Here is a 19852-nt window from a genome sequence, read left to right as displayed (position 1 = left end):
TTGTATAATCCTTATCTAAATGACATTGGGATATAGCTGGCATGGAGATGAGATAGCAGCAGATGGAAATCAGTTTGCAGAACTTAACTGCGAAACAGCAGGAGCGTTATATCAGGATGTCCTTACTACACCAGGTGAGGTTTTAAACTATCAGGTGGCACATAGAGCACGTGGAGCAAATGGAGATGACACTTCAGCGGAAGAAAAAGATACTATGTATGTTGTGGCTATGTCCAGTGAAATGGCTCAAAATATTACAACCCAAGCACAGGTGTTAGATGTTGTCAATAATAAAGAAAACTATCCAGGAGCAATGGTTGCTACGTATACAGATGGAGATCGTTCTTGGACAACTCATCAGGGAACTTATACTGTAGCAAGTAATCAGTATTCTACGCGTTTCTTCTTTGTTGCAGGTAACACAGCATCTAACAAGCTTACAGTTGGAAACTTTATTGATAATGTAAGGTTTACACGAGACAGATTGACACCTGCAGCAGGCACAGCAAATGTTACTGTAACAAAAACCATTACTGGTTTGAGTGTTGCAGATGCAGATACATTGGCTAAGAAACTTTCATTTAAAGTGGGCGATGTTAGAACATTAAGATATAGTGATATGACCTGGACATTTGAAAATGGTGTTTACAGAGGAAGCACGATTGTAAATATTCCACAGGATAAATGTGGTAACATCAAGGTCGAAGAAATAGGTACATTAGATGTATCGGGATATACTAGAAATACATCTATATTTGTAGACAGTACGGTAGCCGGAAGTGGAATTACTTCTACAGATATGAACATTGCAGTTGGAAATTCCAAGAGTGTAGAATTTAAAAATAACTATTCTCAGAATGGCGGTTCCGGTGAAACTGTTGAAAGCAAAATGTTACATGAGAAGTACATCAAACGTAATACTGATGGTACATATGATATTACACTGAATGCTTCCGGAACAATTGGCTCCGATGTAAAGAAAGCTTTTGTTGATATTGTGTTGGTGGTTGATACTTCTGGTAGTATGGAAGGAGATAATTTAACAAGTACAAAAAATGCAATTAACGCCTTGGTAGATGCCTTCGATGCAAAAAAGGAAACAGTAGATACAAAATACAAATTAGTCACCTTTAGTTCATCAGCTAAAACAAAAACAGATGATTGGGTTAATGGAACAAACCTGAAGAAAGAAGCAGGAAAATTGTCCGCAGATGGCGGAACCAATTACGACCAGGGATTAACAAAAGCTGCCACCGCAATAAATAGCAGTAGTAGAGAAAATGCAAAGAAAATTGTCATTTTCCTGACAGATGGAAAACCGACTTACTATGGAACAAAACCATATGGATATGGAAATGAGACAAGCAAAAAAACGCTTGAGGCAGCAGTAAGCTCTGCTGGTATGATTAGCTGCGAGAGGTTTTATGCAGTTGGAATTGGACTTCCAACCTCTATTAATATTTATACACATGATGAATATAAAAAATGGAAGCATTCTTGGAGAACTTGTCCAGATGGTGGAACTTATTCTAATGGATACGATATTTATGAGCAAATCAGTGGTTTAGATATTTTAAATAGGCTATCTGGAGCAGTTAGTGCAAGTACCAAAAGAGCTATTAATTATTCAGATCCTTCCGATCTTACAGAAGAATTCACTAGTATTGCAGGTGACATCTTAACTCTGGCATGCTCAGAGGTTACAATTACTGATACATTAAGCCAGTATGTTGATACAACAGCTAATACAAAAATTAAAGTAAATATCGCACAGAAAAACGCAAATAATTACACAGATGTGTCAGGCAATGGACGTGAATTTACATTAACGGATGGTTCTTTAACTGGTGGTGAGGTTTACGAAGGTAGTGATAAAATTGCTACGGTAAGTTATGATAAAGATAGTAAAACTGCAACACTAAAATTTGAAAATGATTATACTTTCAAAAAAGATTACTATTATTATCTGTCCATTACAAATGTTGTGCCAAACCAGACTGCATTTGATAAGTATCAAAACGATGGTTATACAAACCAAGGTGATGATTACACAGATGCATCTTTAAATGGTTATTCTGCAGTTGGAAATGGAACATCATCAAAACAGGCAGGTTTCTATTCAAACAGCCAAGCAACGATTTCCTATAAGTGGAAAGATAGCAACGTTACAGAAAATTATAGAAAACCAGTTGTTCAAGTTGAACAGATTAATGTTAACAAAAATTGGGTGGGAATCAGTGATCCAAAGGATACCGTTTTAGTACAGTTAATTGATAAAATTGGAAACCCAGTTTCGGGACGCATACTTGAATTGTTACCTGGAAAAAATTACAGTGGTTCTTTCACTGTAGAAGAATCAGATAACTATGGCGGTATTCGTGAGTTGAAGCTGGATGACACTGGAACAATTAATTATAATGGTCATAGATACAGTATGATAGCACCAGATGGAACAACAACCATCAGCGGAACAACATACACAGTAACGTATAGTACATCTGGTAATAGATATATCATTACAAATACCAAGAGCACTCAGAAAATTAAAATCCTGAAGACTAGACATGCGGAAGGTACATCTGATATTTATCTGAAAGGTGCAGAATTTACGCTACTAGACAATAATGGAAACAAAGTGACTATTGGTACAAATACAAATGGAACATATATTTCTGATGAAAGCGGTCTAGTATTAGAGGGTGATATAACTTGTGGAACATATATATTGACCGAGGTGAAAGCACCATCAGGTTATACCAAACTGGCAGATCCAATTACTGTAACAGTAAATGATGATGGTATTACAGTTTCAGAAAATACAAATGTAAAGATTGAAAAACAAAATAATACCTACATCATTACGGTAGCAAATAATTTGCTTTATGAACTGCCTCATACCGGCGGACCTGGAATCTTCTTGTATATGATCGGCGGAATGCTTCTTATGGGAGGCGCAGCATGGATCTTATATAAAAACAAACGCAGGGAGGTGCTGAAAAGATAAGATATCGTAACTTGACTTTTCAGCGGCCTGCCGCCGCTGGCAACAACGAATCAATTTAACTATCTTCCCGAAACGGGACAAGATAAATGGGTAAACCCCAAAAAGAAAAGGAGAAAACGAGATGAAAAAGATGAAAAAAATCTTAGCAGTGATCTTATCACTGGCAATGGTACTCGGAATGAGTATGACAGCTTTCGCAGCAAAAGCAGGCGCAACGCTTGAAGTAAAAGGTCTTGCAACATATGCAAAACAGAAAGTAGATATCTATGAAATTTACAGATTAGATGACAATGATAATGCTTGGGTAGCAGCAGACTGGACAAAAGATACGGGTGTAACACCGGATAATTTAGCTGATTCTAATGTGATTAGTGCATTAAGAACGGCAGCTCTGAAGACAAAGGCTACTGCAACAGAAGAATCAAAAGAGCTTTCAACAGGAAAATTTGCTAGCAACGTTAATTTTACTGGCTTACAGGCAGGTGCTTATTTAGTAATTGTTACAGATCCTACTAATAAAACAGAATACAGCACAATGGTAGCAAAAACATATAAGTATGATGAAAAAAACAATCTGATTGCACCATTAAATGCATCCGTAGTTGCAAAAGCAGATAAATATCATACAGGCAAAGAGGCAGATAAAACAAATGTTGAAGTTGGAGATTTAGTTACATATAAAGTAAAAACAACAGTTCCTTATCAGGAAGTAAAACCGAATGGTGACAAACTTGTAACTGAATTCAAGGTATCTGATAATTTAACAGGTGCTACATTCTACCTTAAAGGAGATGCTGTAAAAGAAACAGCAGCAGTTAATACAATTACGGTAAATGGAGCAACAGTTACTGGATTCGAAAAACTGTCTGAAACTTTGCATGGACAGCGTGCATTTGAACTTGATTTAATGGGCCTTGTAAAAGATGATAACACATATGCAGGTCAGGAAGTAGTTATTACTTATACTGCTCTGGTAGATAAAGCAAATCTTGTTGAAAACAAAGCTACTTCTACACAGGATCCGAAAGGTACAACTACAAAAACATATTCAGGTAATGCAACAATTACAAAATTAGAAGTTAATACAACACATGTATTAAAAGGTGCAGAGTTCGTTGTATACAGAATGAACGGTGAAACAAAAGAGTATGCTGTAATTGATGCTGAGGGTTGGATTACAGGTCAGTGGATTGCAGAAACTACAAAAGGTGAAGTTCCGGCTGGATTAGGATCAACACTTACTACCGCTGATGACGGAACTGTTACTGTAAAAGGTCTTAAAGCTGGTGATTACTATTTCAAAGAGGTAGTTGCTCCGGATGGATACAGCATTAACAATAATGATATTGCATTTACAATGGCAGAAACAACAGATAAAACTACTGGAGTAGTTACAGGCGTTGCTCCAACACAGCCAGAGCTTATCAAAATGTACGACTTCAAACTTTCAGCTCTTCCATCCACCGGTGGTATGGGTACTACACTCTTCACAATCGCAGGTTGTGCTATCATGGTTGCAGCAGCAGGATTCTTCTTCGCTAGCCGCAAAAGAGTAAACAAATAAATAACGAATCAGTAAGTTTTACTGAATAAAAAAGGTAATCCGGGGCGATAGCCGCCCCGGATTAATAAAAAATGTGGTATAATAGATATGCCACCATAAATTAATGAGATACATACAACAACAAGGAGAGGCCGGATGAAAAAGAAAGTAAGCAAATTTTTTATAGTCATTATATTTTTAGCCGGATTGTCCTTATTGCTGTATCCTTTCGTAGCAAACCAGTGGAATAATCACCGACAGAAACAGCTCATCAGCAGTTATGAAGATAACCTCACACAGATGACCGAAGCCGGAGATATTGATTATGCGAAGGAACTGAAGAAAGCACAGGCATACAACGACGCACTGGTACCGAGTATCCTGCCGGATTCCTTTGCTGTGGCAGATGCCAGAGAGGAAGAAGACAGTACCTATATGAATTGCCTGAACCTGACCGGGGACGGCATGATGGGAATCGTAGAGATTCCAAAGATCGCCATCAAGCTTCCGATTTATCACGGAACAAGTGATGAGGTGCTGCAGCAGGCAGCAGGACATCTGGAAGGAAGTTCCCTTCCGATTGGCGGTGAGAGCACACATGCAGTTATTTCCGCACACCGCGGTTTGCCGAGTGCTTCTCTTTTTACCGATCTGGATCAGATGAAGATCGGCGATCATTTCCTGATTCATGTGCTGGACAACACATTATGTTACGAAGTGGATCAGATTCTGGTGGTTGAACCGGAAGATACCGATGCACTGGCCGTCGAAGAGGGAGAAGATCTGGTGACATTGCTGACCTGTACTCCATATGGTGTGAATACACAGAGACTTCTGGTGCGTGGACACCGTGTGGATTATGTGGCAGATGAAGTGGCAGCAGAGCAGACACCGCTCAGCGGCATCAGCCTTCATACAAATTATCTGCTCTGGGTAATCGTAGGAATTTCGATTACCGGAGTGTTTGTCCTGATTCTGTTTATCAGAGAGAAACGATTCAGAAAGAAAGCAGCACGGGAGAAGGAAACAGAAGAATGAAAGAAGTAGAACCGCAGGAGAAACCTGCAAAGAAAAAGAGGAGATTGGCTCCGGTTCTTTTCGGCTTACTGTTTCTCGTTGGATTCGGCATCCTGGCTTATCCGACGATCTCTAATCAGTGGAATACATACCGACAGAATCAGCTGATCAGTAATTATGAAGATAACTTACAGTCCCTGGATGCGACTGATTTTACCGATGAGTGGCAGAAAGCGGAAGCCTTTAATCAGACCATTACCGACAATGATCTCTACGGAGATGTGTTTGGCGAAGATGACGGTGATCTGAAGAATACAGATTACTGGAAGGTCCTGAATGTAGAAGACAACGGAGTAATGGGATATCTGTCCATTCCGAAGATCAATATCAAACTTGCAATTTATCATGGAACCGGCGATGATGTACTCCAGACCGGAGTCGGACATCTGAACGGTACGAAGCTTCCGATTGGAGGAGAAAGTAATCATGCAGTGCTGGCGGCACACAGAGGACTGCCGAGTGCAAGACTTTTCACCGATATCGATCAGCTGGAAGCCGGGGACAAATTTTACATCCATGTGTTGGATGAGGTACTTGCCTATCAGGTAGATCAGATTCTGCCGATGGTGGACAAGGATGATCATGAGACGCTGCAGGATGCATTGAAGATTGAGGATGGAAAGGATCAGGTGACCTTATTTACCTGTACACCGTATGGTGTCAATTCCCACAGACTTCTTGTCAGAGGTACGAGAGTACCATATAATGGAGAAGAGGAAGTAACAGGTTCCGTAGCAGACACGATGCTGCATGCGATCCAGAACTACTATATGTTATATCTGCTTCTCGGAATTGCGATCACGGTTCTGATCATTGTGATCATGAAAGTCGCATCAGGAAGAAAACAACGCAATACATAGAGGAAAGACATTAAAGGAGGAGACGAGGCGATGATGAAAAAAAGAGTAAAACAAGGAAGTGCCATCTTACTGGCATTGGCCGTGGCATTGTCGGTATTCGTTCTGCCTGGTGTATGGGCGGCGAGTGCGATAGATGTGGATAGAAAAGACTGCTCGGTGGAGTTTTCCGTGGGCGGTGAGTATGAGGAACTGAACACGAATGACCTGTCGGTAAAGCTGTATCGGGTCGCTTCTGTAGATAAAGCCGGAGCTTATACACCGGTGGGTGACTTTTCCGGACTGGATCTGAGTGCACTGAGCCGGGAGAATAAGGATTCCGCAGCTAAATGGTTGGAACGTGCACAGGCTGCAGAGGATATGGTGACAGCCAATACCGCTGTTGCAGCAGATCCTACCATCAAAAACGGAAAAGCTGCGGTGAAAAATCTGGAGACCGGACTTTATCTCGTATCGGTAGAACAGCTGGTAACACCGAATTATGTCTATACATTTACACCGTATCTGATTTCTCTGCCGAATAACTATTACAGCGGCGAGGGAACCAGCGATGCCTGGGTATATAATCTCACCGGTGACAATGCCATCGGCCTGAAACCGGAGCAGCAGCAGAGAACCGGAGATCTGATCATCAACAAGACATTGAAAAATCAGAATACTACTTTTGGCGATAAGGCAACCTTCGTTTTCCAGATCGATATTACAAATGGTGATAAGAAAGAAAGCAAAGTCGAGGCACTGACCTTTGATGAGGTTGGTGATCAGTCCGTACATCTCACAGGACTTCCGGCAGGGGCTGTCGTGAAAGTGACTGAGGTATACAGCGGGGCATCTTATGACCTGAAATCTGACAACGGAGTTGAGACAGAGATCAAAGCAAATGATGAATACAGCCAGGCGGATGCACCGGTGGCAGAGGTTTCCTTTGTCAATGACGTCAATGACAGTACCAATGGCGGCTACGGCGTGATCAACCATTTTGAATTAAATGATAAGGGCTTATATGATATTGCTGAAGTGAGATAAAAGGAGGGATGCCAAATGAGAAAGCTACATAAGAAACCACTGGTTCTGGCGGCTGCAGCGATTGCTCTGACCGGCTCCCTGACCGTGGGAAGTGCCATGGCATATTTTACGACATATGCCACAGCGGGCGGTGGTGTCAAGATGAATATGGGATTCACGACCACTGTTCCGGATGAGAAGATCGATGAAAAAGGCAAACATGTCACCATCATCAATAAAGGTGATTATGATTGTTTTGTCAGAGTCAAAGCATTTGCACCGGTGGCACTGACGTATCTGGCGCCGGATGGTGGATGGCAGGCTGGTGATGACGGATACTGGTATTATGAAAGTGTCCTTCCGGCAGGTGAAACGACGAAGCAGGAGCTGAATATCTCTTATCAGTTCCCGTCAGGTGACGAGAAAGCTTCTGAATTCAATGTCGTAGTCATTCAGGAATGTACACCGGTTCTGTTCGATGAAAATGGAAATGCCTATGCTGACTGGAATCATGCAGTGACAGCAGACAGTGGCGATACACAGGAGTAGGAGGTAGGTTGACATGAAGAAGAGAAAGAAATCATTTCCGAAGATCACAGTCCTGCTTCTGGCTGCCTCCGCAGTGCTTCTGGTAGGAAGTGGTGTGGGAAGTGCGAGAGCGGCACTGACGTATTACAGTGAGAATTATTCCGCACAGATGAATATGCAGAGTATCGGTGTATCTCTGGTAGAAAATGATGCGGTAGTCAGCAGCAGGGATTATGTATCAGATAATGAGTGGTCAGGTAGCACAGAGGGTACACTGCTTGCAAATATGCTGGGTGAGGATGAGAAGTTTACACCGGGCAAACGCTATAATGAAGCCATCAGCGTGAAGAACAGCGGAAACATTGATACATTCGTTCGTGTCATTCTGACCAGAAGCTGGCAGGATGCCGAGGGAAAGAAGAATACATCGCTGTCTCCGGATCTGATCGAATTGAATTATCTGACTGATAACGGCTGGGTGATCGCAGAGGATCAGTCCACACCGGAGCGTACGGTTCTGTATTATACAAAGGCATTGCCAGTGGGAGAGACCACACCGGCACTGTCCGATACGATCCGTGTCAATGAATCCATTGCACAGGATGTGACAAAGCAGGTAGATGGAAATACCATTCGATACACTTATAAATATGACGGTTACAGTTTTCATGTAGATGCGGAAGTAGATGCAGTCCAGACGCATAACGCACAGGAAGCGATCAAGAGTGCCTGGGGTGTGGATGTCAGCGTGAACGACGATGAGACTGTTATGAGTCTGCAGTAAGGAGGTACAGAGCTATGAAGAAGAAGATTTTGTGCCTCGTAATGACCCTCGTAATGACGGCCGGGGCAGCGACAACAGCATTTGCAAGAGATTATCAGGGAGCTGACGGATGGCAGGTGACATTCGACGGCAGCAAGATGAGCAGTAATTTTCAGGATAATGATGTGACAGACGAGATGGCAAATATCCAGCCGGGTGACAGCATCGAACTGAAAGTAAACGTAATGAATTCCGACAGTGGAAGTACCGACTGGTATATGACCAACGAAGTCATCCAGACACTGGAGGATGCACAGCAGTCTGCGGAGGGCGGCGGATACAGCTACCGTCTGACTTATGTAGGCAGCGACAAGAAAGAAACCGTGCTGTATGACAGCACAACTGTCGGCGGTGAGGGATCTTCCAAAGCCGGCGAAGGATTGAAGCAGGTAGATAACTCCACACAGGAATATTTTTACCTGGGACGTCTGGCATCTCAGGAGAGCGGAACGGTTCATCTGACGGTAGGTGTCGAAGGTGAGACACAGGGTAACGGTTATCAGCTGACACTGGCAAAGCTTCGTATGAATTTTGCAACAGAGAAGGTAGCACAGGATACGGTTACGACTATCGAGAAGACAGAGAAGACAGAAGTCCGCGGGGAGGACAAAGTCATCACCACTACCAAACGTGTAAAAACCGGCGATACGAATCTGATGCTCAGATACAGTGTGATCGCACTGGCCAGCGGCGTTGTATGCCTGATCCTGGCGGTAGTGACTATGAATCGCAGAAAGAAAGAAGCGGAAACGGCACAGAGGAAAGGAGAGAAATAATATGTTGAAATGGAAAAAATTATTCGTATCTCTTCTGAGTGTATCCGTGATCGCAGGGCTTGGAGCTGCACCGGTAAAGGCAGCACAGACTGTGACACCTTACACATACAAAGTGACGTTATCAGCAGGAAATAAGGGAACCATCAACGGACAGCAGAAGGTCGAAGAAGTTGATCTGGCAGCCGGATCTACGGTTTCTTTTGATATAAATGACATCAAAGTGTCAGATGAAAAATATTATGTCAAGGGAATCCGTCTCAGCGGACGTGATAATTCCGAAGCACTGGCAGCACCTGCATTCCGGGTAAACGGCGATGCAGATTATGTGGTTGCTTACGGAATCAAGGGTGACATGGTAGCTTATACCGTGAACTATGAGGATGAGCAGGGCAATAAACTGGCAGAAAGCCAGACGTTTTATGGAAACGTCGGTGATAAACCGGTGGTAGCTTACCGCTATATCGAGAATTATGTGCCGCAGGCGCTGGCGCTGACCAAGACATTGAGTGACAACGAGGCAGAGAATGTCTTCACATTCAAATATGCACCGGGAGCCACCAATCGTGTTGTGGAGACAGTCAACCACGTCACAGTCGTTATTCCGGGCAATACCATCACAAACACCGTGACCATTCCGGCAGGAACCACTGGTACCACCGGTGGAAACGGAACCGGAGCCAATAGAACAAACGGTACGGGTGCGAATGGAACTACCGGAACAAACGGAACCGGAACAAATGGAACCGGAACAAATGCAGACGGTACGACAACTCCGGGTGGAACAGATGCCAACGGCGGACAGGATGCAGACCAGAATGGTACAGTAGAGAATCCGGATGAGCAGACACCGCAGGATCAGATCAATCTGGATGATGAGGATACACCGACCGGTAATATCGATGCCGGAAAGGAAACTCAGGACAAGAATAAGACTCTGGGTGTAAGTATCGCAATTATCGTTGCTGCTGTTGTGGCACTGATCGCTCTGTTTGTGGCAATGAAACGTCGGAAAAAAGAGACAAAATAAATTCATAGGTTAATGTGAAAAGTTGCAGGTACAGCGGCAAAAGCCGCTGTACCTTTTTTTACGCATAGATTTGAGAGCGTTCTTCTGTACAGCTTCTTCTTGCACAAAAGAAAGCTCTATGCTATAGTAAAAATACGCAAGCACATTTCTAAGTGGTTGCACAAGTTTCTAAATAAACCGGACAGGTTTCTGAATTTCGGAAGCTCATGATCGAGTATTTCCCAAAGAAAGAAAAAGATAAATGAAAAGTGGAAAATACAGAAAGGGGCTGTTAAAATTAAGCGATTTGACATATACTGATTCTATAATTAATGAAATCAGAGTAATCTAAAAGATAGAAAAGTGAGAAACATGGACAATACAATATTTTCTGGTGAATCAAAAAATATAGAGTATAAAGTAACACTCCCCGATAAAAGTGAAAAATACATGAAAACTGTAATCGCTTTTGCCAATACACAAGGGGGAAAGTTGATTATAGGTGTGGATGATAAAACACATCAGGTTATTGGTGTGGAAAGTGATATATTATTTCAATTAATGGATGGAATTGCCAATGCAGTTTCAGATTCCTGTATGCCACAGATTATTCCCGATATTGAACCACAGACTATAGAAGGAAAAGATGTTATTGTTGTATCAGTAGAAGCAGGCAAACATCGTCCATATTATCTGAAGTCAAAAGGAAAAGATAATGGTACTTATATCCGTGTGGCAGGTACATCCAGACAGGCCTTTCCAGAGAAAATAAAAGAACTGGAAATGGAAGGTGCCAGAATCTCATGGGATGAACTTACCTGTGTAGGTTATCCTGTTTCGGAAAATGCTACAGAAAAACTTTGCCAGGATATCGAGAAGTTTCGAAAAAAAGCTGGGATGACGGAATATTCTGTAAAGAAAGAGCAGTTGATAAACTGGAAAATTTTGAAACAGAGTGAAGGACATCTTTTAGCGACAAATGCTTATGTACTGTTGACATCGGATTATTTCCCATTTTCTAAAACTCAATGTGCGGTTTTCAAAGGGACGGATCGGACTGTATTTCTGGATAAGCGAGAGTTTACAGGACCGATTTATGAACAAATTGAAGAAGCAGTAGATTTTGTATTGCGAAATATAAGATTAGGAGCAGCAATTGATGGTTTGATAAGAAAAGAAAAATATGAACTTCCTACAGAAGCAATCAGAGAAATGATTATCAATGCCCATTGTCATCGGAATCTGTTGGATGAATCATGTATTCAGGTTGCGATTTATGATGACAGATTGGAGGTGACTTCACCAGGGGGACTGTATAATGGATTGACCTATGAAGAAGTCATGAATGGTCATTCTAAGATTCGGAATAAGGGTATTGCTAATATATTCAGCCAGATGGGGCTTGTTGAAGCATGGGGAAGTGGAATAAAAAGAATCGTTAGTACTGCAGAACAATATGGACTTCCGAAGCCAAGATTTCAGGAGTTTGACAATATGTTTCGAGTAGAATTGTTCAGAAACAATTCAATGACAATGGCGGAGAAAAAGGACGGAGAAGATTCGGAGAAAGTTCGGAAAAGGTTCGGAGAAAGTTCGGAGAAGACTCAGATGAATGAGTTGACGGATACCCAAAAGAAAATTGTGGAGCTTCTTTGTTATGATAAACAGTTATCAGCAAAAAAAATAGCTGAAAAATTGGGATTAGGAAGTCGAAGTATAGAAAAAAATATTAAAAAGTTGAAAACGCTTGGTTTTCTTATACGACATGGTTCTCCTAAAAACGGTTACTGGGAAGTTACAGATTGCGATACAGAGGAGAAAAACAAATGAGCAGAGCAGATCAATCACACAGAAGGAGAAAAAATCCACTGGCGGCGGTGTTTCGGGCGGTCGGCATCATTTTATTGATTGCCATCATTGCGATATGTGTCCCGCTGATCGTACCGAAGACTATGGGATATCAGCTTTACACTGTCGTCAGCGGCAGTATGGAACCGGCGGTTCCCACAGGAAGCCTGGTGTATATCAAATATGTGGAACCGGGAGACATTGAGACGGGCGATATTATCGCTTTTTACGGCTCGGATGCCCAGGGATCCATCATCACACATCGCGTGGTATCTAACAGTAATGCGATGGGAGAGTTTATTACAAAAGGCGATGCCAACGCGGAAAATGATATGAATCCGGTGACTTATGAGCAGTATGTGGGAAAGATGGTACGTTCCATACCGAAAGTGGGGGGCATTGTCCAGACGATCACTGTCGGCTCAGGAAAGACGGTGCTGAAATGTGTCATCGGGCTGGCAATCGTGCTTCAGGTTCTTGCAGCAGTACTGAACCGGAAGTACGAGGATGGAGAAGCAGAGGATACGGATTGAATTTTTTGTATCGGAAAAGAAACAAGAGCAGATGTGTGATCACATTGACAGAAAAGTATCAATGTGATATAAATAATACATACATGGTGTGTTACTGATTACGCAGGCATTAACCGTGCATAGATATTTTTTTGATATTTATGTAGGGTTAGTGCCTTTTTTTGTGGTTCGGCCGACATGAAAAAAGTTACTTCCTGCTATGTGAATTCAAAAAATGGGTACACTATAACAAATACTGTCTACGAGAGAGAGTGAGGAGAACTATGAAAGACAAAATTTTTGGAATTTTGCAGAGGGTTGGCCGTTCCTTTATGCTGCCGATCGCTATTCTGCCGGTCGCAGGTCTGCTGCTGGGAATCGGCGGATCTTTTACGAACGAAACAATGCTGGAAACTTACGGTCTGCTGGGCGTTATGGGACCGGGAACCGTACTGAATCAGATCCTGCAGGTTATGAACGCTGCCGGTAACATTATTTTTACGAATCTGCCGATTATATTTGCAATGGGTGTAGCAATCGGTATGGCGAAAAAGGAAAAAGAAGTAGCAGCGCTGGCAGCTGTTATTGCATTTTTCATCATGCATGCTTCCATCGGGGCACTGATCAACATCAAGGGCGGTGCGGACACAATGCTGTCCGGTTCTGTTACAGATGTATGTGGTATCACATCCCTTCAGATGGGTGTATTTGGCGGTATCATCGTTGGTCTGGGTGTTGCGGCACTGCACAACCGTTTTTACAAGATTGAGCTTCCGCAGGTATTATCCTTCTTCGGAGGAACCCGTTTTGTACCGATCATTTCCGGTATCGTGTTTGTGGGTGTCGGAATCCTGATGTTCTTTGTATGGCCGGTGATCCAGTCCGGTATTTATGCACTTGGTGATCTGGTTCTGAAATCCGGTTATGCAGGAACCTGGGTATACGGATTTCTGGAGCGTTTACTGCTTCCGTTTGGTCTGCATCACGTATTTTATCTGCCGTTCTGGCAGACCGGTGTGGGCGGAACACTGGAAGTCGGTGGAAAACTCATTGAAGGCGCACAGAATATTTTCTTTGCACAGCTGTCTGATCCGACAGTAAAACATTTTGCAGTATCTGCAACCAGATTTATGTCCGGTAAATTCCCGCTGATGATCTTTGGTCTTCCGGGAGCCGCACTGGCAATGTACCGCACAGCGAAACCGGAAAAAAGAAAAGCGGTCGGCGGTCTGCTCCTTTCCGCAGCACTGACTTCCATGCTGACAGGTATCACAGAGCCTCTGGAGTTTACCTTCCTGTTTGTGGCACCGCTGCTGTACGGTATCCACTGCGTATTTGCAGGTCTGGCTTATATGCTGATGCATATCTGTAATGTAGGTGTCGGAATGACATTCTCCGGCGGATTTATCGATCTGTTCCTGTTCGGTATCATGCAGGGCAACAAGAAAACAAGCTGGGTATGGGTAGTGATCATCGGTGTGATCTACTTCATCGTATATTACTTCCTGTTCAGCTTCCTGATCAAAAAACTGAACCTGAAGACACCGGGCCGTGATGACACAGAAGAAGTAAAACTGTATACAAGAGCAGATGTCAATGCGAGAAAAGAAGGCGAAAATGGTGCCGCAAGTGAGAATCCGGTTTCCGAGGGAATTTTACAGGGACTTGGCGGCAAGAAGAATATTTCTGATGTGGACTGTTGTGCCACAAGACTGCGTTGTACGGTATTCAAACCGGAACTGGTCAACGATGCGCTCCTGAAAGCAACCGGCGCTTCTGGTGTGGTTCACAAAGGAAACGGTGTTCAGATCATCTACGGACCGAAAGTAACCGTTATTAAATCAAATTTTGAGGATTATCTGGAGAAAGCCCCGAACGAGGAGCTTCATACAGACGAAACAGCTTCTGATGCTGCAGATACCGTACCGACAGAGACTGCCGCAGAAACACAGGAAGCAAAAGAAGTGGTAAAAGAGACCATTATCGTATCAAGCCCGATCACAGGTATCGCAGCAGATCTGGCAACTGCACCGGATGATGCGTTTGCAGGCAGAATGATGGGTGACGGAGCAGTCGTGACTCCGACAGCAGCAACCATCGTAGCACCGGAAGATGGGCAGGTCATCTTCGTATTTGATACAAAACATGCGATCGGATTTCTGACAGACAGCGGTTTATCCATGCTGCTGCACATCGGTATCGACACAGTTAATCTGGAAGGCAAAGGCTTTACCTGTTTTGTGGAAAACGGACAGAGCGTGAAGAAGGGTGACAAATTGCTGGAGATCGACATTGCTTATCTGACAGCCAATGCACCGTCACTGTGTTCTCCGATTCTGTGCACCGAATTGGAGGATAACCAGAAGGTCAGACTGCTGGCAGAGGGTGAGGTAAAAGCCGGAGATCCGCTGTTTGCAGTAGATGTATATGAAGAGGAAGCATAATATGACACAGGAATACAAAGGAAAATCTGTTTATAAGGGAATTGCACTGGGACCGGTCGTCGTGTTCCAAAAGAATGATGTCCAGGTAAAACGGGAAAAAATCACAGATGCAGAAGGTGAGATCGCCCGTATGCAGGATGCGGTCCGTGCATCGCAGGAACAGCTGCAGAAACTGTATGATAAGGCAGTGAAAGAAGTTGGTGAAGCCAGCGCAGCGATTTTTGAGGTGCATCAGATGATGTTGGAAGATGAGGATTATCAGGATGCCATCTGCAATATGATCCGCAATGAAATGGTGAATGCAGAGTATGCGGTTGCAGTGACCGGTGATAATTTTGCCGAGATGTTTGCCAGCATGGATGATGATTATATGCAGGCTAGATCCGCAGATATCCGTGATATTTCCAACCGTCTCGTTCAGAATCTGTCCGGTCATGCACCGGTGGATATGAATGATATGGAGCCATCGATCATTGTAGCGGATGATCTGTCTCCGAGTGAGACTGTTCAGATGGACAAGGACAAGATCCTCGGTTTTGTCACAGTACACGGATCTACCAATTCTCATACGGCGATCCTTGCGCGTATGATGAACATTCCAGCTCTGATCGGCGTGCCGGTGGAACTGGATGCCCTGCAGAATGGGATGCAGGCAGTTGTAGATGGATTTGCAGGTACTTTTGTCGTAGAGCCTTCCAAAGAAGTGTGTGAACAGACAAAAGCCCGCATGGCAGAAGAGGCTGAGAAACAGCAGCTGCTGCAGCAGATGAAAGGGCAGGAAACGGTGACGAAGGACGGCAGACAGGTGCATCTGTATGCAAATATCGGCAGCGTGTCTGACATCGCAAGTGTACTGGATAATGATGCGGAAGGTATTGGCCTGTTCCGAAGTGAATTCCTGTATCTTGGAAAAACGGATTTTCCGACAGAGGAAGAGCAGTTCAATGCATACAAACAGGCGCTGCAGCTGATGGCAGGCAAAAAAGTGATCATCCGGACACTGGACATCGGCGCAGACAAACAGGTGGATTATTTTAACCTCGGTCAGGAGGATAATCCGGCCATGGGCTATCGTGCCATCCGTATCTGTCTGAAGCAGCCGGAGATTTTCAAGACACAGCTGCGTGCGTTACTTCGTGCAGCGGTATATGGAAATCTGTCTGTGATGTATCCGATGATCACTTCCACAGAGGAAGTGGAGCAGATTTTTGCCATTGTAGAAGAAGTACGGGCTGAGCTGGATGCAGCGGGAATCCCGTATAAAATGCCGGAGCAGGGTGTCATGATCGAGACACCGGCAGCTGTGATGATCAGCGATGAACTGGCAGAGATGGTGGATTTCTTCAGTATCGGAACCAACGACCTGACACAGTATACACTGGCGATTGACCGTCAGAATGCTAAACTGGATGATTTTTACAACGCGCATCACAAAGCGATTTTGCGCATGATCCGTATGGTTGTGGAAAATGCACACAAATGTGGAAAATGGGCCGGTATCTGCGGAGAACTTGGCGCAGATCTGGAACTGACGGATGCATTTATGGAGATGGGAGTAGATGAACTTTCTGTAGCTCCATCTATGGTGCTGAAAGTTCGCAAAAACATCCGGGAATATACTGCAAATTAGTGAATGGAACAGTAATTTCGGACAGAAATATAGAAAACGGGCAGCCGTATATTCGAAAAGAATGTGCGGCTGTCTGTTTTTCTATACATATATAGTTCTATACATAGTTGTGTACATACACCGTTGTGTGCTCCCTGGCAGAGTTGAGTTTTGTTTTTCGCAGAATTGATTTTTGTGGGTATGAAAATGAAAATTTCTGTGTTAAAATAATAGTATTACAGTTGTATTACAAACTATTTATTGTGGGAGAAGGAAGCGAATCGTGTATCGTATATGTAAAGTACTAAACCATAACGGGGTGATTGCCCTTGATATGAATGACAGCAAAGAATATGTCCTGCTGGGAAAAGGCGTCGGATTTGGAAAAAAGCCTGGGGAGCGTTTTGAACAGCCTGCAGACTGTACGGTGTATTCTTTACAGGAGACCTCTTCAAGAGGAGACGCGGCGGAACTGATCAAATCCATCCAGCCGGAATATTTTCAGATGGCGAATCGGATTTTGAATGAAGCGGAGCGGCATTTTGGAAAAATCGACCGGAGTATCTTGTTTCCGATGGCAGATCATATCGCATTTGCCGTCCAGCGTCTGCAGAAGGGAGAGAAGATCTCCAATCCGCTGACTGAAGATATCAAGACGCTGTTCCATTCAGAATTTAAGGTGGCCTCTATGATACAGACGATTCTGAAAGAGGAAAAGCAGATCGACATTGACGAGGATGAGATCGGATATGTGGCGCTGCATATTCATTCTGCACTGGAAAAAGAATCCGTATCTGTCTCGATGCAGATGGCGCGGGCTGTGCGGGACTGCGTTTCCGTGATCGAAGAGCAGCGGGGCATCCGCATCAATGTCATGTCATTGAGTTATAACCGGCTGATGAACCATGTGAAATATATGGTTGCCCGTGTACTGAAAGGGGAATCTCTGAAAGTCAATATGAATGACTATGTACAGCACAATTTTCCGGATGCTTTTGAACTGGCAACCACCGTATGTGATCATCTCAGCCATGCATTACATAAGCCGCTCGAGGAATTGGAGATCGGCTATCTGGCTATGCACATCGAGCGGGTCAGCATGGCAGATGAAGAATAGCGGATTATAATCAAGGATCAGACATCTGTGTACCGAAAGAGCAATACAATACGCTGTTTCGGTACATTTTTTTTCGCTTTTCGGGAAAAACGGACAAAAGTAGGTAAAAAAGTATTGGAAAAACGGACAAAAACAGTCAAAAAAAGTTGGAAAAACGGACAAAAACAGTCAAAAAAATGTTGGAAAAACGGACAAACATACTTGCGGGATAAGAAAAAACATGGCATACTAAGGATATAACAGGGAAAACTGTAAAAAGCAGGAGGTGTAACATGCTGTATCGAAGCATAACAGAGCGAATCGAACAATTTTTTGAAAAAGAAAAGAAAGCGGCTCTGATGGTTACAGGGGCCCGGCAGGTAGGAAAAACGTACTGTATCCGGGAGTACGCAAAGCAGCATTTCAAATATGTGATCGAGATTAATTTTCTTGAGATGCCACAGGCGGTTGCTTTGTTTGAAAATGCTACCGGAAGTGATGATATATTAATGAGAATCTCCGCATTGACAGACATTCCCATGGAAAAAGACCGGACAATGATATTTTTTGATGAAGTCCAGGAATGCAGGGAAATCGTGACTGCTATTAAATTTTTAGTCGAAGAAGGCAGTTATCGCTATATTCTCAGTGGGTCGCTGCTTGGAGTGGAATTAAAGGATATACGATCGGTTCCGGTTGGTTACATGTCGATTTATGAGATGTTCCCCATGGATTTTTTTGAATTTTGCAAGGCAAACCGTGTATCGGAAAAGGTTCTGGACAAATTAAAAAACTGTTTTGAAGAAAAGATCCCTGTGGATGATCTGATTCATGACAGAATGATGGATCTGTTTCGATTGTATCTGATCGTTGGCGGTATGCCGGCGGCTGTACAGCGATATCTGGATACAAATAATCTGAATGAAGTGATGCAGGTTCAGAAAGGGATCATCCAGCTGTACAAAAAAGATATTGCCAGGTATGATCCGGAGCATAAACTCTATCTGGAGGAGATTTTCCAGCTGATTCCAAGTGAACTGAACAGTAAAAACAAACGCTTTATTTTAAAAAACTTAAATGAGAACTTCAAATTTTCAAGATATGAGCATAGCTTCATCTGGCTGAAAGAAGCCGGGGTGGCACTGCCGGTTTATTGTGTTCAGGAGCCACAGGTTCCGTTGCTTCTGTCAAAAGCAACAAATTTGTTCAAATTATTCCTTTCTGATGTGGGACTGCTTGCAGCAATGTACGCAGATGGTTTGCAGATCAGGATATTAAATAAAGAAAACAATATTAATTTTGGATCGGTTTATGAAAATGCAGTTGCACAGGAACTGTGTGCACATGGATTTGAGGTATATTACTTTAATAACAAAAAACAGGGGGAACTGGATTTTGTTATTGAGTTTGAGGGGGAGGCATTGCCACTTGAAGTAAAATCCGGAAAGGATTATACAAAACACCGTGCATTAAATCATGTGTTGGAAAGTCCCAATTATCATATTCAGAATGCCATTGTATTTTGTAATGAAAATATAGAAGTGAAAGATCAGATTTTTTACTGTCCGATTTATATGGCAGGATTTTTGGAAAAGAGAACGGTTCCGGAGGATTATATCTACACACTTGATTTAAGTGTACTTCAGGATTAAAGAAAACCGCAGGATGCTGAGAAATTCATCACCCTGCGATTTTTTTATCTCAGTCGAGAAGACTCCCACTTC

At 43.2% G+C, this 19852-nt stretch carries 15 protein-coding genes; all 15 read left to right on the top strand.

All coding sequences use genetic code 11. From position 1 onward, the window contains the following. Positions 1 to 19 precede the first annotated feature (19 nt). The 15 genes from HMPREF0373_RS01310 (at position 20) to HMPREF0373_RS01240 (ending at position 19780) form a co-directional block, all read left to right on the top strand. On the top strand, positions 20 to 3004 hold the full coding sequence (locus HMPREF0373_RS01310; RefSeq protein WP_021737743.1) for a DUF7604 domain-containing protein: 2985 nt from the start codon (positions 20 to 22) through the stop codon (positions 3002 to 3004). A gap of 121 nt (positions 3005 to 3125) precedes the next feature. Next, positions 3126 to 4568 (top strand): SpaH/EbpB family LPXTG-anchored major pilin, encoded by a 1443-nt coding sequence (locus HMPREF0373_RS01305; protein ID WP_021737742.1) that lies wholly within the window; start codon positions 3126 to 3128, stop codon positions 4566 to 4568. 135 nt (positions 4569 to 4703) lie between these two features. Continuing rightward, complete coding sequence (locus HMPREF0373_RS01300; protein WP_021737741.1) at positions 4704 to 5585, top strand: class C sortase; 882 nt, start codon at positions 4704 to 4706, stop codon at positions 5583 to 5585. Continuing rightward, complete coding sequence (locus HMPREF0373_RS01295) at positions 5582 to 6484, top strand: class C sortase (RefSeq protein ID WP_021737740.1); 903 nt, start codon at positions 5582 to 5584, stop codon at positions 6482 to 6484. Before HMPREF0373_RS01300 ends, HMPREF0373_RS01295 begins: the two co-directional genes overlap by 4 nt. A 30-nt stretch (positions 6485 to 6514) precedes the next feature. Then, the gene (locus HMPREF0373_RS01290; RefSeq protein WP_021737739.1) at positions 6515 to 7507 is read left to right on the top strand and encodes a DUF5979 domain-containing protein; all 993 of its coding nucleotides are present in this window, start codon (positions 6515 to 6517) and stop codon (positions 7505 to 7507) included. Between the two features lie 15 nt (positions 7508 to 7522). Beyond that, a complete protein-coding gene (locus tag HMPREF0373_RS01285) occupies positions 7523 to 8035 on the top strand; it encodes a hypothetical protein (RefSeq protein WP_021737738.1) in 513 nt (170 codons plus the stop codon). A gap of 13 nt (positions 8036 to 8048) precedes the next feature. Beyond that, positions 8049 to 8798, top strand: coding sequence for a hypothetical protein (locus HMPREF0373_RS01280; protein WP_021737737.1), 750 nt, complete (start codon positions 8049 to 8051; stop codon positions 8796 to 8798). Between the two features lie 14 nt (positions 8799 to 8812). Then, on the top strand, positions 8813 to 9613 hold the full coding sequence (locus HMPREF0373_RS01275) for a hypothetical protein (protein WP_021737736.1): 801 nt from the start codon (positions 8813 to 8815) through the stop codon (positions 9611 to 9613). A gap of 1 nt (position 9614) precedes the next feature. Then, positions 9615 to 10640: a MucBP domain-containing protein gene (locus HMPREF0373_RS15845; protein ID WP_021737735.1), complete on the top strand. Its 1026-nt coding sequence runs from the start codon at positions 9615 to 9617 to the stop codon at positions 10638 to 10640. Positions 10641 to 10991: 351 nt separating this feature from the next. Further along, on the top strand, positions 10992 to 12449 hold the full coding sequence (locus HMPREF0373_RS01265) for an ATP-binding protein (RefSeq protein ID WP_021737734.1): 1458 nt from the start codon (positions 10992 to 10994) through the stop codon (positions 12447 to 12449). After that, positions 12446 to 13000 (top strand): signal peptidase I, encoded by a 555-nt coding sequence (locus HMPREF0373_RS01260; RefSeq protein WP_021737733.1) that lies wholly within the window; start codon positions 12446 to 12448, stop codon positions 12998 to 13000. The genes HMPREF0373_RS01265 and HMPREF0373_RS01260 overlap by 4 nt, the downstream gene beginning before the upstream one ends. Before the next feature lie 263 nt (positions 13001 to 13263). Next, a complete protein-coding gene (locus HMPREF0373_RS01255; RefSeq protein ID WP_021737732.1) occupies positions 13264 to 15423 on the top strand; it encodes a PTS transporter subunit IIABC in 2160 nt (719 codons plus the stop codon). A gap of 1 nt (position 15424) precedes the next feature. Further along, positions 15425 to 17053, top strand: coding sequence for a phosphoenolpyruvate--protein phosphotransferase (gene ptsP, locus HMPREF0373_RS01250; protein WP_044962543.1), 1629 nt, complete (start codon positions 15425 to 15427; stop codon positions 17051 to 17053). 262 nt (positions 17054 to 17315) lie between these two features. Further along, complete coding sequence (locus HMPREF0373_RS01245; RefSeq protein WP_022036600.1) at positions 17316 to 18149, top strand: PRD domain-containing protein; 834 nt, start codon at positions 17316 to 17318, stop codon at positions 18147 to 18149. A gap of 272 nt (positions 18150 to 18421) precedes the next feature. Then, positions 18422 to 19780 carry an ATP-binding protein gene (locus HMPREF0373_RS01240; protein ID WP_021737727.1) on the top strand — a complete coding sequence of 453 codons (1359 nt, stop codon included), beginning with the start codon at positions 18422 to 18424 and terminating at the stop codon, positions 19778 to 19780. The last annotated feature ends 72 nt before the right edge of the window (positions 19781 to 19852 follow it).

The sequence above is a fragment of the Eubacterium ramulus ATCC 29099 genome (genome assembly GCF_000469345.1).
Classification (GTDB): Bacteria; Bacillota; Clostridia; order Lachnospirales; family Lachnospiraceae; genus Eubacterium_I; species Eubacterium_I ramulus.
Note: the sequence above shows the minus strand (reverse complement) of the source record. Positions and strands in the feature narration are given on the sequence as shown.